Annotated in this window: 14 protein-coding genes and 1 riboswitch; of the genes, 10 read left to right on the top strand and 4 right to left on the bottom strand. The window is 38.4% G+C overall.

Going from position 1 to position 13,719, the window contains the following annotated elements:
* Positions 1-2: 2 nt before the first annotated feature.
* Complete coding sequence (locus ACQQ2I_RS10735) at positions 3-1,430, bottom strand: SulP family inorganic anion transporter (protein ID WP_431026789.1); 1,428 nt, start codon at positions 1,428-1,430, stop codon at positions 3-5.
* 114 nt (positions 1,431-1,544) lie between these two features.
* Here ACQQ2I_RS10735 and ACQQ2I_RS10730 point away from each other — a divergent pair, with 114 nt between their 5' ends.
* The 9 genes from ACQQ2I_RS10730 (at position 1,545) to metA (ending at position 9,026) form a co-directional block, all read left to right on the top strand.
* Positions 1,545-2,087 carry a recombinase family protein gene (locus ACQQ2I_RS10730; RefSeq protein ID WP_431026788.1) on the top strand — a complete coding sequence of 181 codons (543 nt, stop codon included), beginning with the start codon at positions 1,545-1,547 and terminating at the stop codon, positions 2,085-2,087.
* 209 nt (positions 2,088-2,296) lie between these two features.
* Positions 2,297-3,448: a chromate efflux transporter gene (chrA, locus tag ACQQ2I_RS10725; protein ID WP_431026787.1), complete on the top strand. Its 1,152-nt coding sequence runs from the start codon at positions 2,297-2,299 to the stop codon at positions 3,446-3,448.
* A gap of 156 nt (positions 3,449-3,604) precedes the next feature.
* Complete coding sequence (locus ACQQ2I_RS10720) at positions 3,605-4,156, top strand: glycerol-3-phosphate acyltransferase (protein ID WP_431026786.1); 552 nt, start codon at positions 3,605-3,607, stop codon at positions 4,154-4,156.
* 1 nt (position 4,157) lies between these two features.
* On the top strand, positions 4,158-5,684 hold the full coding sequence (locus ACQQ2I_RS10715; protein ID WP_431026784.1) for an aminotransferase class V-fold PLP-dependent enzyme: 1,527 nt from the start codon (positions 4,158-4,160) through the stop codon (positions 5,682-5,684).
* Positions 5,685-5,699: 15 nt separating this feature from the next.
* The gene (locus ACQQ2I_RS10710; protein WP_431026783.1) at positions 5,700-6,554 is read left to right on the top strand and encodes a patatin-like phospholipase family protein; all 855 of its coding nucleotides are present in this window, start codon (positions 5,700-5,702) and stop codon (positions 6,552-6,554) included.
* Positions 6,555-6,713: 159 nt separating this feature from the next.
* Positions 6,714-7,271: a 3D domain-containing protein gene (locus ACQQ2I_RS10705; RefSeq protein ID WP_431026782.1), complete on the top strand. Its 558-nt coding sequence runs from the start codon at positions 6,714-6,716 to the stop codon at positions 7,269-7,271.
* Positions 7,272-7,397: 126 nt separating this feature from the next.
* Positions 7,398-7,559: a hypothetical protein gene (locus tag ACQQ2I_RS10700; RefSeq protein WP_431026781.1), complete on the top strand. Its 162-nt coding sequence runs from the start codon at positions 7,398-7,400 to the stop codon at positions 7,557-7,559.
* A 62-nt stretch (positions 7,560-7,621) separates the two neighbouring features.
* Positions 7,622-7,756, top strand: coding sequence for a hypothetical protein (locus tag ACQQ2I_RS10695; protein WP_431026780.1), 135 nt, complete (start codon positions 7,622-7,624; stop codon positions 7,754-7,756).
* A gap of 81 nt (positions 7,757-7,837) precedes the next feature.
* Positions 7,838-7,944: riboswitch (SAM riboswitch) on the top strand.
* Positions 7,945-8,087: 143 nt separating this feature from the next.
* Complete coding sequence (gene metA / locus ACQQ2I_RS10690) at positions 8,088-9,026, top strand: homoserine O-acetyltransferase MetA (protein ID WP_431026779.1); 939 nt, start codon at positions 8,088-8,090, stop codon at positions 9,024-9,026.
* A 66-nt stretch (positions 9,027-9,092) separates the two neighbouring features.
* Here metA and ACQQ2I_RS10685 read toward each other — a convergent pair whose 3' ends face one another.
* The 3 genes from ACQQ2I_RS10685 to ACQQ2I_RS10675 all read right to left on the bottom strand — a co-directional run bounded on the left by ACQQ2I_RS10685 (position 9,093) and on the right by ACQQ2I_RS10675 (position 11,450).
* Entirely contained in the window at positions 9,093-9,836 is a 744-nt protein-coding gene (locus tag ACQQ2I_RS10685) for an amidohydrolase family protein (protein WP_431026778.1), read from the bottom strand.
* A gap of 572 nt (positions 9,837-10,408) precedes the next feature.
* Positions 10,409-10,759: a hypothetical protein gene (locus ACQQ2I_RS10680; RefSeq protein ID WP_431026777.1), complete on the bottom strand. Its 351-nt coding sequence runs from the start codon at positions 10,757-10,759 to the stop codon at positions 10,409-10,411.
* 61 nt (positions 10,760-10,820) lie between these two features.
* Positions 10,821-11,450, bottom strand: coding sequence for a YczE/YyaS/YitT family protein (locus ACQQ2I_RS10675; protein ID WP_431026776.1), 630 nt, complete (start codon positions 11,448-11,450; stop codon positions 10,821-10,823).
* Positions 11,451-11,930: 480 nt separating this feature from the next.
* On the opposite strand from ACQQ2I_RS10675, the gene ACQQ2I_RS10670 reads away from it, so the two are divergent.
* Positions 11,931-13,658, top strand: coding sequence for a methyl-accepting chemotaxis protein (locus tag ACQQ2I_RS10670; protein WP_431026775.1), 1,728 nt, complete (start codon positions 11,931-11,933; stop codon positions 13,656-13,658).
* Positions 13,659-13,719 lie beyond the last annotated feature (61 nt).

Genomic DNA, 13,719 nt, shown 5'->3' with positions numbered 1-13,719 from the left:
CCTTAGTGCCCGCCTGTTAAACCGACTAGTTTATTGTATAATTCTTCACTTGCCGGATTTAATCCTTTCACATGAACCGTTGTTCCTTGCTCTTCTAGCTTGGCTACTACTTTTACAACAGCGCCAACTGCTGATTCGTCCCACAGGTGAGAGCTTGATAAATCGATTGTTACTTCTTTTTCTAACACTTGTTCAAATGACTGTACAAAGCTTTGTGTGGAGGCGAAGAAAAGGGGTCCTTCAATAATATACGTTGTCCCATGCTGTTTCATTTTTACTTTTGAAATACTGGCGACAAAGAATAGGGCACTTAAAATAACACCGGTTACTACGCCAATCGCTAAATTATCTGTGTACACAACAATTGCAACTGTTGCTAGCATGACAATGGCATCTGCACGAGGAGCTGTTACGATATATTTAAACGATCCCCAGTCAAATGTACCGATCGATACCATCACCATAATACCAACCAGTACAGGCATCGGAATATCGACTACTAAGTCACCTAACACTAAAATAAGGAACATTAAGAAAACACCCGCTATTAATGTAGACAGGCGACCTCGACCACCTGATTTTACGTTAATGACCGATTGACCAATCATTGCACAGCCAGCCATTCCGCCAAAAAAACCGTTAATGAAGTTCGCAATCCCTTGACCACGTGCTTCACGGTTTTTATCTGATTTTGTATCGGTCATATCATCCACAATTTGTGCCGTTAATAAAGACTCCAGCAAACCAACAACCGCAAGTGCTAATGAATACGGTAAAATAATGCTAAGTGTCTCCAAATTAAATGGCACATCCGGAATAAAGAATGACGGTAAGCTTTGTGTAATCGTACCAAGATCACCGATTGTTTTTAATTCCACACCTGACATAAATGCGACTGCTGTTAATACAACAATGGCAATAAGCGGAGCAGGAATCGCTTTAAAAAAGCGCGGTACAGTGTATACAATCAGTAAGGTCACACCGATAAATACATACGTTAGCCATCCTTCACCGAGGAAGTGGGGAACTTGAGCCATAAAAATTAAGATGGCTAATGCATTGACGAAGCCAATCATCACGGCATTTGGAATGAATCGCATAAGCTTAGCAATGCCGAAAACCCCCATGAATATTTGAATAATCCCCGTTAAAATCGTTGCGGCTAATAAATAATTCAATCCATGATCAGCGACTAAGTTCACCATGACAAGCGCCATCGCCCCTGTTGCAGCTGAAATCATACCAGGACGTCCACCGACAAAGGCAATAATGGTCGCAATACAGAACGACGCATAAAGCCCAACCATTGGGTCTACCCCGGCAATAATAGAGAAGGCAATCGCTTCTGGAATAAGTGCTAATGCAACGACAATGCCTGATAAAATATCGCCACGAATATTCCCAAACCATTGCTCTTTTAATGTTTGCATACTGTTTCTCCTTTCGATATAGTACTACCTAAGTAGTTAGTGACAAAAATGACATTCATAATAGTACCATTAATATTCCCAAAAAGAAATAGTTTTGGGAAAGGGGAGTGGAACATGATTTACGGGTATAAGCGTCCTATTCAAGGGGATGAACAAATGACAAACCAATTAACAACGGTTGAAGTGGATCAACTTTACATAGAACAACATCCTTATGCTAAAAAGCGAACACAACTGGAAGACTTATTGATGAACCTTCAATCTGGAGATGAAGTGTATGTGGAGAATATCGTTGTACTAGCGGACTCCTTGACACAATTCGAAGATTTACTGAAAGTCGTTGAACGTGATGAAGTAGCGATTCATTTTCTACATGACAACATTTCAAGTACATCGATGTTACAGTTGTCTCTTATAGAAGCAACGACCTTTTTTGCCAAGCTTCAAACAGCTTGTATGAGTCATCGTACAACATTCGGGATGCAAGAAGCAAAAAAGCAGGGGAAAGCCATCGGTCGACCGAAAAAATCAGATGATAATTTAAAAAGAGCCTTTCACATGTATCAAAGTAAAAAGTACACATTACAAGCGATTAAAGAGGAAACAGGGATTAGTAAGTCGACATTATATCGCTATATCGATCACCTAGGGGAATAGCATACGAATTTACAAAACCTTTACAAAAGTGATAAACCCATTTGTTAAAACATTTGATGTTACAACTTTGTAAATTTCTGCTTTGAACGCCCATCACCCCCTTTACACTACATCAATAACTTGATATGTTGTAGCAAATAAATAGTTTTAAGCATGGAGGAGTCAGTCACATTGGCACCCCCATGCTTTTTTATTGAAAGGAGTTATTTATGCTTCGGTTGTGGGAAATTTTTATCGTGTCGTTCCGTCTCGGATGTACATCTTTTGGTGGTCCGACCGCACATTTAGGCTATTTTCAACAAACATATGTCAAGCAGAAGAAATGGCTAACAGACGAGGAATACGCGGATCTTGTGGCACTAAGTCAATTTTTACCGGGTCCCGCTTCAAGTCAGGTTGGAATGGGCATCGGTTTAATACGAGGTGGGATAGTAGGAAGTATCGTGTCATTTATCGGCTTTACGATGCCATCTGTCCTTTTACTTATGCTATTTGCTGCATTTTATTTGCAGGCTGATTTTAATATGAGCTGGATTCACGGGTTAAAACTTGTCGCTGTGGCGATTGTAGCCCATGCGATTATCGATATGGCAAAGAAACTGCTTCCAACTTGGCAGCATATTACGTTAGCAGTTGCTGCTTGTGGGGTACTGTTATTTTTCGCTACTGCTTGGACACAAGTAATCGTCATTTTAATGGCTGGTGTTATCGGATACCTGATATTTAAAGGGGCTCCTAAAAAAGTCACTGCCACACAATTATTATCTAAAACAACAGGTGCTATTTTACTCGTACTATTTTTTGCATTACTCATCGTGCTGCCTCTTTTAAATAACATCGTAAATATAGAAGCACTCGTATGGTTCGAGAAATTTTATACAGCGGGTGCGCTCGTGTTTGGTGGAGGCCATGTCGTACTCCCGTTATTAGAAGCACAGTTTGTTCATAGCGGACTTATGTCTTTAGAGTCATTTTTAACAGGCTATGGGGCAACACAGGCGGTGCCAGGTCCATTGTTTACATTTGCGGCGTATATCGGCATGGTATTAGGCGGAGTAGGTGGTGCTGTATGGGCAATATTTGCAATCTTTTTACCCGCATTTTTACTTATACTCGGCGCCTATCCATTTTGGGTATCATTAAGTCAGCATCCAAAGCTGCGCGGTGCCATCGCTGGGATGAATGCAGCAGTAGTAGGTATTTTAACAGCTGCCTTCTTTACACCGATTGTATCAGGAACAATCAGCAATGTATGGGATGCAGTCTTTGCGATTATTCTTTTCACATTGCTAATGAAATGGCAAGTAAAGCCGTATATTATTGTAATTATTGGAATTTTAATTGGAATCGTGTTTTACTAAAATTTCAGTTGCGCTATTTTAGTACGAGTTAAGTTTTTTTGAAACGTATCAAGTCATCATAACGTATATAATAGAATAGAAGGTAATAAATGGGGGACTGTCGAAAACTTTCGGCATCTCCCATTTTGTCTAGGAAAATGATTTAAGGTAGGTGACATGTTGCTTATTTATTATTTAGTTATCAGTTATTTGATCGGGACATTGATGACCGCTTATTTCGTTGGTAAATGGAAAGGAATTAACCTACAACAAGCGAATACAGGCAATTTAGGTGCTCGTAATGCAGGGCGTACATTAGGAAAAGTTGCCTTTTTGCTAACTGTTATTGGCGATGGATTAAAAGGTGTTCTCGTTGTATTTTTAGGACGCTACCTCGGTTTTGAGGATGTATGGATTACAGCTGGGATTTTGTTTGTTGTACTCGGTCATCTATACCCGTTTTGGTTAAAGTTTAAAGGGGGAAAGGGAATTGCGACGGGCATTGGCGCTTTACTTACCTTTTCACCGATTCTCCTGTTAGCGCTAATCGCTGGTTTTGTTGTTTCATTACCGTTTACAAAAAGTTTAACGATTAGCATGGTAATTGGTTTTATGACATATAGCATCTATATAGTAGCAACGGGGGAATTTGAACTTCTTATACTCGTTGCGATATTGGCATTACTGACATTTGAGCATCGTCAGAACCTAATAGAAAGAGTGAAATAATATGTACTGGACAAAAATTGCGACAACAGAAAAAGAATTTGAGCAAATCGCTGAGTTGAATTACGAAACGTTCGTTGAGGAAATTCCGCAGCACAGGGAAAATACTACACGTCGTCTTGTGGATCGCTTTCATCATGAAAATACATACATCGTTGTTTATAAAGAAGCGGAACTTGTAGGAATGGTTGCCTTTCGTGCTATCCGCCCATTTTCACTCGATGAAAAAATAGGGCCCGTAGAGCACCATTTACCAAAAGAACTGTGTCGTCATCTATGTGAGTTACGGTTACTTGCTGTCAAAAAAGAGCATCGCAACGGTCGTGTTATGCTGAAGTTGTTTAAAGCGCTATATGCCTACTTTTATGAGCAAGATTTTTCTGCTTGTGTGATTTCAGGCACTACACGGGAAGAAAAAATGTATAAGCAAATTGGTTTTACACAATTTGCACCTGCTGTTGGACCAAAAGAAGCACAATACTTGCCAATGGTACTGACAAAGGAGTCGATTGATACATTCCGCCACCGTATGTTAAAAGAGCTAAAAACATTTTATCCTGGTCCAGTGAAACAAGCAACGGCTATTTCCCACACGGAGATGTCACATCGCAGTATTGATGCAACAACATTATATCAAGATGTCAAACGGCAGCTACTAGAACTTGCCAATAGCCGTTTTGTGGCAACGATTGTCGGTTCAGGAACCGCAGCAAATGAGGCCATGCTAGGGGCTGTAAAAGCAACTTGTCCGAATGAGCAGGGACTTGTACTGAGTAACGGGGAATTTGGTGAGAGATTAATTCAACAGGCGAGGAATTGGCAGCTGTCTTTTACGGAGAAATGCTACAAGTGGGGAGAGGCATTTAATCTTGAAGAACTTGAGCACATTATAAAAGAACACGATATAAAATGGCTTGCCTTTGTACATGGCGAAACATCTACCGGAACATTAAACCCTTTCAATGAGCTCATTTTACTTTGCCAAAAATACGATGTGAAGCTTTGTGTGGATTGCATTAGCTCTTTTGGTACACATCAGTTCTCGTTACAGGACGTCTTTTGTGCAACAGCTGTGAGCGGGAAGGCGATTGGCGCACTGAGTGGTCTAGCTTTTGTCTTTTATAATGAGGTGCCTACTGCTAACGATCATATCCCTTGCTATTTCAATCTTTCTACGTACCATGAAAAAATGCCGTTTACAGTACCGGTATACTTGTTAGCAAATACATTTGCAGCACTTGAACAATATCCGGCACGTTTTGAAGTACTACAAAATCGTCTTGAATTAGTGCTTACTTCTCCTATTTATATGCACTACGGTTTGCAAACAGTGCACTATCCAATTATTGTTACATTTGTAGAGATGGAAGATTTTTATACGTGTACACAGTTAAATGATTTTGCTTTGCACGGTGCGAGTCGTTACTTAAAACAGCGAGGACTTGTCCAATTAAGTATCATTCAGCCAACATTTGAAAAAGATTTTGCGGCACTGGTACAATTATTTTCGCACTATAAGAAACTAATGTGATAGAAGGTGAATTTTGTGTCTCAAGTACAAGATGCAAGCCTTATTTTAGAGGGCGGGACATTTCGAACATTATTTACAGCAGGCGTACTCGATGCGTTTATCGATGAAAAAATGAAATTGCCATACATCGTTGCCATTTCAGCTGGTGCGATTAATGCGTGTTCATACGTAGCAGAACAAAAAGAACGTACATTACGCGTTCTTTCTACGTATAGACATGACAAGCGCTATATGGGTATTGGTAATTTCTTTAAAGAGCGAAGTTATTTTGGGCTAGATTTTGCATATAATGTGTTACCTAATCAGCTGGATATATTTGATTGGGAGACGTATCGCACTTTCGACGGTCAGCTCGAGTTCGGGGTAACAAATGCTTACACCGGAGAAGTCGAGTACATGGACGCACTAACGATGGATACACAGTGTACGATGCTACGGGCAACATGTGCACTTCCGGTTTTATTTCCAGAGATTAAATTGAATGATGTCCCGTATTATGATGGCGGTTTAGCTGACCCCATTCCTGTGAAGCGAGCAGAGGAGCATGGTTTCAACAAGCATATTTTCGTGCTCACGCGACCTAAAGGCTACCGTAAAGAATTGGATCGTAAAAGTAAATGGGTCATGAAATTATTTGCTCGGAAGTATCCAGCGCTAGCTCAAGCAATGGCCAATCGCGCAGAACGGTATAATGCCACTTTAGAATATGTGGAGTCACTCGAAGCAACGGGACAAGCATTTATATTTCGACCTGATTATGCACTAAATAGTTTTGAAAAAGATATTTCGGTGATGCGTAAAACCTATCAAATGGGTTATGAGCAAACAATAAAGCGTTATGAAGAGTTAACCAATTTTATGCAAAAATAACATAACATTTTGATGTCCGTTTCATTACAAACGGGCATTTTTGTTTATTTTCAGTAATATTTCTGTAATAAAAAAGGCTTTGATTTGTAACAAGCATGAAATCTAAAATGGTTAAGATTATATTGTATGGAAAAACTTTAATCATAGTGGAGGTAATTCATGCGCAAACAAAGTATCTTGTCTTTACTAGGGGTCTTACTTTTAAGTATGACATTGTTTGTTACATCGGCTGATGCAGCAACACACACAGTACAAAAGGGCGATACATTATACGGTTTAGCAAAAAAATACAACACAACAGTAAACACACTCAAATCTTTAAATAATTTATCGAACGATACGATCAGAGTAAATGAAGTACTAACGGTATCTGAAGAATCGAAATCAGATACAACAGCTAAAGCAGATGTACAGGATGAAAAAGAAGTGAAAACATTGGAAGTAACAGCAACAGCATTTACAGCAAGTTGTCGTGGGTGTTCAGGCGTTACAAGTACGGGTATTAATTTGAAGAAAAATCCCGATGCAAAAGTCATCGCAGTTGATCCAAAGGTCATTCCACTTGGGACAAAAGTGTGGGTGGAAGGCTACGGTGAAGCGGTTGCAGGGGATACAGGTGGCGCGATTAAGGGCAATAAAATCGATGTCTTTATGCCAACAAAGGATAAAGCATATAGTTGGGGACGCCGCACCGTCACTGTGAAAATTTTAGAATGATGAAATAGGCCATTCTCTTAAGGGGGGTGGCTTTTTTATTTGCCATTGTATTTGAAATCCGTAACAATAGAAATACTAGAAAGGAGCTGAGTAGAACTGAAAGCGGGTTCTTTAATACATAATATAGTGGGGATTGGCTTAATTGTTGTAAGCCTTTTACAAGCGGTAAATTATTGGGATGAAAGTTTACCGAAATCTATTTTTTATCTTGTTTTTGCTGGTGTCATCGGTTGGCTCATGTTATTTGTAACGAAAAAACGGAAAGAACTTGAACGAGAAAAAGGGTGAGGGCGTAGGGAAACTAAAGCTGCCAGTCGAAAATATGGACGCAATTTGAACGTGGTACAGTGATGCAACGACGACAATACACATGTATTGGTAGTGAAAAAACAGTAGTCGAGCAGTTAAACGTGTTTACAGAAGAAACAGGCGTGGACGAAATAATGTTTAGTGCCTCTACTTTTGATAACGAAGCGCGGAAATAATCGTTTACATGCTTGTGAGAAATTTTTGATTGAATTGTTGAAATATTCTAATTCGCGTGATACAATTTATCTAATTTAATAATCTTATCAAGAGAAGCAGAGGGACATGGCCCGATGAAGCTTCAGCAACCTCTAGTCATACTAGAAAGGTGCTACTTCCAGCAAGGACTTTCCTTGAAAGATAAGAGCGAGCGTCTAATACCCTCTCATTCTTATTTGCTGGAATGGGAGGTTTTTTGCGTCGATAGGAAAGTTTTAAGAAAATACATTATCTCGATTTATTTTAGCGGAGATATGTTTTTCTAATTTCATAGAAATGGGGGATACGAGTATGCCGATTAACATACCGAAAAAATTACCAGCTGGAGATTTACTACGAGAAGAGAAAATCTTCATCATGGAGGAAGACCGCGCCCGCACGCAACAAATTCGACCACTAAACATTTTAGTTTGCAATTTAATGCCAGAAAAAGAGAAAACAGAATTGCAATTACTACGTTTACTAGGAAATACACCACTTCAAGTCAATGTTACATTTTTAAATACAGCTACATATGAATCTAAAAATGTATCGAAATCGCATTTACAGCTTTTTTATAAAACATTTGATGAGGTGAAACATCGTCGATTTGACGGCATGATTATTACAGGTGCACCTGTAGAACGGATGGAATTTGAAGAAGTCATTTATTGGCAGGAAATTGCAACAATTATGAACTGGGCGAAAGTCAATGTGACATCGATTATGTACATTTGTTGGGGAGCACAAGCGGCGCTGTATCATCACTTTGGGATCGGAAAATTTGAGCTACCGAAAAAATGCTCAGGTGTTTATTCGCACGTTATTACAGACTTAACGGTCGACTTAGTGCGTGGGTTTAGTGACGAATATGTAGCACCGCATTCCCGCCATACATCTGTTTCGATTGATGAAGTGCGCAACCATAGCGATTTAAAGCTTTTGAGCTATTCTGATGACGCGGGTGTATTTATTGTCCAATCCAAAGATAATAAACACATTATGATTACGGGACACTTAGAGTACGATGCTACAACATTACGCGATGAATATGTACGCGACATCGCCAAAGACGATAATGTTGATATGCCTGTGAACTATTTCCCAGAGAACGATCCACTAAAAGAGCCTAAAAATACATGGCGTGCACACTCACACTTATTGTTCTACAATTGGCTTAACTACTACGTATACCAAGAAACACCATACAAATGGGACTTCGTTGAAGAAAATATTGAGTTTCATATTTAACACAAGCCGCATGATTGGGAATTACTCGTCATGCGGTTTTTACGTTTAGTAGAAGAAATCTGTACTTTAATCGAAATACCATTTAACAGCATTCGAGTATAAAATTTTATCGGTAGCTTGTTCATCAAATAGCTGTTGTATTAGTTCAATATCTGCGTATTCAAAAGGTCTTTTTGCTCTTGTAGAGGGTAAATCTGTCCCGAACATAAGTGCATCTGGATTCATTTCATAAATCGATTTTAAGGCATTCATAACATTCACATCTACGCGACCAAAACCAGTAGCTTTTACATATACCCCTTTATCCACTAGCTTTAATAAATGAGGCAGTCCTTCTTCAGATAATCCTAAATGATCGATTGATATTGCGGGTAATGTTTCGATTGTTGCTGCAATTTCAGGTAACTCTTTTGCATCAATATAAAGTTCACTATGCCATCCTACTAAATCATAAACTCTTCTAGCGAAGTAATCCAACTTCGATAAATTTTCTGAACCGCCTCTTTTAATGTTAAAGCGTAATGCTTTTACCCCGTTTGCATGTAAATAGAGTATTTCTTGATCCGTCACTGAAAAAGGTAATTGTGTGACGCCGCAAAATGTTGGCCCCATTTTTTTGAGCGCTGCTAATAAATACTTTTGATCAAATCCTTGGAATGAACCGGACACAATAGCCCCGCCTAATACATTGAAATGAGCCGTTTCATCCTGGTAATCTTCGACAACGTAATTAGGGGGCAAATAGCCTTGGTTTTCGGTAATCGGAAAGTCAAAATCAATAATATGGAAATGTGCATCGAAAATTCTCATAATAATACCCCCTTTTTCTTTAACATATCAAAAAAGGTGTATAAAGAAAATTACGGGTTATTAATGCAAGTGCATTAATATATCTTATCGAATGAACTGAAACATATTCATTTCATAATATAGAGATAAGCATGAAAAATTTAAAAAAAGGATGATGAATATTTCGGTAGTGAGCACAGTTTTGTCTTTTCATCAAGGAAGAATGCCTGACAGCTTGGATGATTACTTAGACATTGATCGCTGGGAGAATGATGGCGGTAGCTGTTCGAGGACAAGGTATAGCTGCGGTCGTGCCTGAAAAAGTTAGGAGAGCTTAAGATAAAGTGGGAGGCGAGTAGTCTCCCTCTTTCAAAGAGGTCCGGGCTATTTCAAAAAAACTATAAAATTTATGCTATACTCAAGTAGTACAGAAGGGGGATACATATGACGACTTCATTTTTAATTATTTTACCAGTTGCCTTTACGCTTTTTGTTATTGCTTCCGCATTTGCATTTTATAAATTCCGCCACTTTTTCTCCCGTGAACAATAAAAGAAGGTAGCACTCACTTTGACGTTGAGGCTACCTTCTTTTTATATTAGTTTTGTTAGTAAAGCTTGGGCAGGTGCAGCGTCTGCTTCGCCATTATTTGCTGCTTTCATCAGCAATTTACGGAACTGATTTTTCATCTCTGCTGTTAGTGCATCCTTATCAAACACATCAAATTTACATTTATGAAGGGGAATTGTATCGCATTCACTAAATCCATCCTCGTAAAATAAATTCCACGTGATGTACTCACCGTCATCATCGATACCAACAGAGCAAGTAAGTAAAAAGCTTTCAGCGGTTCCTTCCGCTACCACTTCCTCATAAAAATCTTCATCTTCCAGTAATTGCTCCTCTAAATGCTCATAGGCCGTCGTTGTTGTAATCGTAATCATTTTTTCAACTCCTCTGTTTGCATTATAACAGGGGATGTAAGTTTTAACCTAGTTTATCTAATTAGTTATAAGCAGAGCTTTCCGTACCCGTTGCGGCGTAGAATAACTTTTCGTTTACTTTTAGTGCCCATTGCACAATCGGACCGAGTCCAAAAGACATAATGATCGTGCCGATTCCGATAGGGCCACCAAGTAAGAAGCCTGTAATCGCCACTATAATTTCCATCGTCGTACGAGCTCGACCGACACTCCAGCCAAGCTTATGTGAGAGGAGTAGCATTAATGCATCACGTGGTCCAATCCCTAGGTTTGCTACAATATACATGCCACAACCAAAGCCAAGCAGTAGTAGACCGATACAAAAAGCAATCAATTGTGGGAAGAACCCGTTCAGCGTCGGTAAAATGGCATTGAAAATATCAATGAAAATACCAGCTAAAAACATATCTAAAAATGTCCCGATTTTCGGTAATCGTTTCATAAACAAGGAGTCAATTGTTAAAATGATTAAACCAATGATAATCGACCATGTTCCAATCGTTAAACCGAAAGTATCTGCCAGCCCGATGTGGAGTACATCCCAAGAGCCAACTCCCAGCGATTTCGCTTTAATCGTTAATGTTATACCAAATGATAATATGAGTATCCCCAGTAAAAAAAATGTACTACGCCAATAAATGTGTCTTTCCATCGTATCCCTCTATCTCTCTGTTGTACAAATGCTTCTAAGATGCCACACATTATTATAGCGAAAGAAGGGTGAAAACCGCTTTTTTCTGCTAATTGCAAAAATAAAGACTTTATCCGAGCACAAGTCTATCGTCGCGGTGGTAAATCTATATAATGAATCTTTATACTCTTTATTTTTTATTAAAAACAATAATAAATATTGATTTTTAGTTATATATAACTATAATGGAATAAAATAAAGAAAATAGTTGAAGCGGTGAACGGCATTTTATGTAAGCTAGTAGTGCCCCTGATCACTACTATAGAATCTTTTGTATATTCCTCCTCTTGCTGTGCAAAAGGTTCCGAAAGCTTCTAGCTATGTGCAAGAAAAAAGTCCCCAATCGTAGAATAAATTCAAGTTTGCTAACTAAAGAGAAATAAGAAATGGAATCAATGTATTCGAGTGAAAAATAATATGATGTAAAGGTGAGGGGAAAAGATGGTCTTCTTTATAAATAAATCTAACAAATGGGATCAATATGTAAATGCTTCAGAAACAGACTTACCTAAAGTGGGGGAGCGAGCAAAGGAGCGCTTATCGTTCTTAGGTGTCGACCAAGAAACGCTTAATAGGGTAAAACAATCAGCGAATATATTAGCTCCTTTTAAGAAGGAAATAATCGATAAATTTTACGGAAGAATACAATCTGAACATATATTTAATCAACTTATTGCGCAACACTCCACAGTCGATCGTCTAAGAGAGAAGATAGAACAATATATTGATCAATTTTTAGAAGCGGAAGTCGATCAGCATTATATCGTGACGCGAATAAAAATAGGGGAGTACAATAGTCGAATTAATTTGACAGCGGAAAATTTTGTTGCTGCACATGATTTGTTGATTCAGATAATGACTACAATTTTAATGGAAAAACTACATCGTCATCCTCAGCGTATGATAGAGTGTGTGGTTGCTGTACAAAAGTTAGCAGCTTATGACAAACAATTAATCGTTGAAGTATATATGGAAAATACGTTTAAATACTTTTTAAACGAAGTATCTGACATGTTAAATGAGATGACGACTTTAGATACAATCAAACAACTGCTTTCTAATATGCAGAAAAAGATAGACGAGACGCATAGTGTAACTGCAGCAACCGAAGAGATGAGTGCTTCTATACACGGGGTAGCAAATTATGCAGTTGAAGTGGCAGAAGGAACAGATGATTCGGTTCATTCTACAGAAGAAAGCAGACGAGTAGTAGATGAAACGATGGAAGATATAAAGCAAGTTGGTCATGTATATGGAACAATTGTAAAGAATGTTGAACAATTGAATCAAGAAATTGATCAGACACAGGATATCATTAGAATTATTAAAGAAATCGCTGATCAAACCAATTTATTAGCCCTCAATGCATCCATTGAAGCTGCCCGAGCAGGGGAACATGGACGTGGTTTCTCGGTAGTTGCTTCAGAGGTTAGGAAACTGTCGGAACATACAAAGGAGCAAATTGTAAAGATTATTTCTAATATGGAGTCATTACAAAACGTATCTTTAGAAGTCATTGAAGGAATTGGCCAAACGGAAAAGTTAGTTGAAAAAAGTGTTGTGAGAGCGGAGAGTGCAAGTGAAGCATTAATAAACATCGTTGAAATGATGAAAGGAATAAATGGAGCAACCTCTCAAATAGCAGCGATGAGTGAAGAGCAAACTTCTACGATTGTGGATATCGCTTCGAGAAATGCGAGTATCTATGATAATAGTGTAGAGTCGCAAGAAATATCAAAGCGAACAGCAAAAACATTTTTTGAAATTAGCAATAAAATGGATACGTATCGCAAGAAATTTTTAAATATTAATGTGAAACTAACGTCAAAAGATATTTTGAAAGTGGCGAAAACGGACCATTTACTATGGAAATGGCGAGTGTATAACTTAATTTTAGGCATAGGGACGATCGACTCGAAAGAAACGATTTCTCATAAAGAATGTAGGCTAGGAAAATGGTATTACGGAGATTTACCCGAGCATGTGAAAAGCAAAAAAACATTTAAAGACTTAGAACAACCACATATGCAAGTACATCAAAGTGCTCAATTGGCAGTGAAATGTTTTGAAATGAATGACCATATAGGAATAGAAAAAGCTTTTGAAGAACTAGAGAAATATTCTGAAATTGTTTTGAATTTATTAACAGATTTAGAGAAGGAACTTTAGTGATAAGTGAAAGCGCAATAACCCTTGTATTGTTAGGATTATTGCGCTTTCAGAATGCTAT

The organism is Lysinibacillus sp. LZ02, assembly GCF_050613145.1.
Lineage (GTDB): Bacteria > Bacillota > Bacilli > Bacillales_A > Planococcaceae > Lysinibacillus_B.
This window is presented reverse-complemented; position numbering and strand designations above follow the sequence as displayed.

What these genes read in the sequence shown, in the direction of transcription:
- ACQQ2I_RS10735 (WP_431026789.1), bottom strand. Translation starts at nt 1,430, where the DNA reads ATGCAAACATTAAAAGAGCAATGGTTTGGGAATATTCGTGGCGATATT.
- ACQQ2I_RS10730 (WP_431026788.1), top strand. Translation starts at nt 1,545, where the DNA reads ATGATTTACGGGTATAAGCGTCCTATTCAAGGGGATGAACAAATGACA.
- chrA (WP_431026787.1), top strand. Translation starts at nt 2,297, where the DNA reads ATGCTTCGGTTGTGGGAAATTTTTATCGTGTCGTTCCGTCTCGGATGT.
- ACQQ2I_RS10720 (WP_431026786.1), top strand. Translation starts at nt 3,605, where the DNA reads ATGTTGCTTATTTATTATTTAGTTATCAGTTATTTGATCGGGACATTG.
- ACQQ2I_RS10715 (WP_431026784.1), top strand. Translation starts at nt 4,158, where the DNA reads ATGTACTGGACAAAAATTGCGACAACAGAAAAAGAATTTGAGCAAATC.
- ACQQ2I_RS10705 (WP_431026782.1), top strand. Translation starts at nt 6,714, where the DNA reads ATGCGCAAACAAAGTATCTTGTCTTTACTAGGGGTCTTACTTTTAAGT.
- ACQQ2I_RS10695 (WP_431026780.1), top strand. Translation starts at nt 7,622, where the DNA reads ATGCAACGACGACAATACACATGTATTGGTAGTGAAAAAACAGTAGTC.
- metA (WP_431026779.1), top strand. Translation starts at nt 8,088, where the DNA reads ATGCCGATTAACATACCGAAAAAATTACCAGCTGGAGATTTACTACGA.
- ACQQ2I_RS10685 (WP_431026778.1), bottom strand. Translation starts at nt 9,836, where the DNA reads ATGAGAATTTTCGATGCACATTTCCATATTATTGATTTTGACTTTCCG.
- ACQQ2I_RS10680 (WP_431026777.1), bottom strand. Translation starts at nt 10,759, where the DNA reads ATGATTACGATTACAACAACGACGGCCTATGAGCATTTAGAGGAGCAA.
- ACQQ2I_RS10675 (WP_431026776.1), bottom strand. Translation starts at nt 11,450, where the DNA reads ATGGAAAGACACATTTATTGGCGTAGTACATTTTTTTTACTGGGGATA.
- ACQQ2I_RS10670 (WP_431026775.1), top strand. Translation starts at nt 11,931, where the DNA reads ATGGTCTTCTTTATAAATAAATCTAACAAATGGGATCAATATGTAAAT.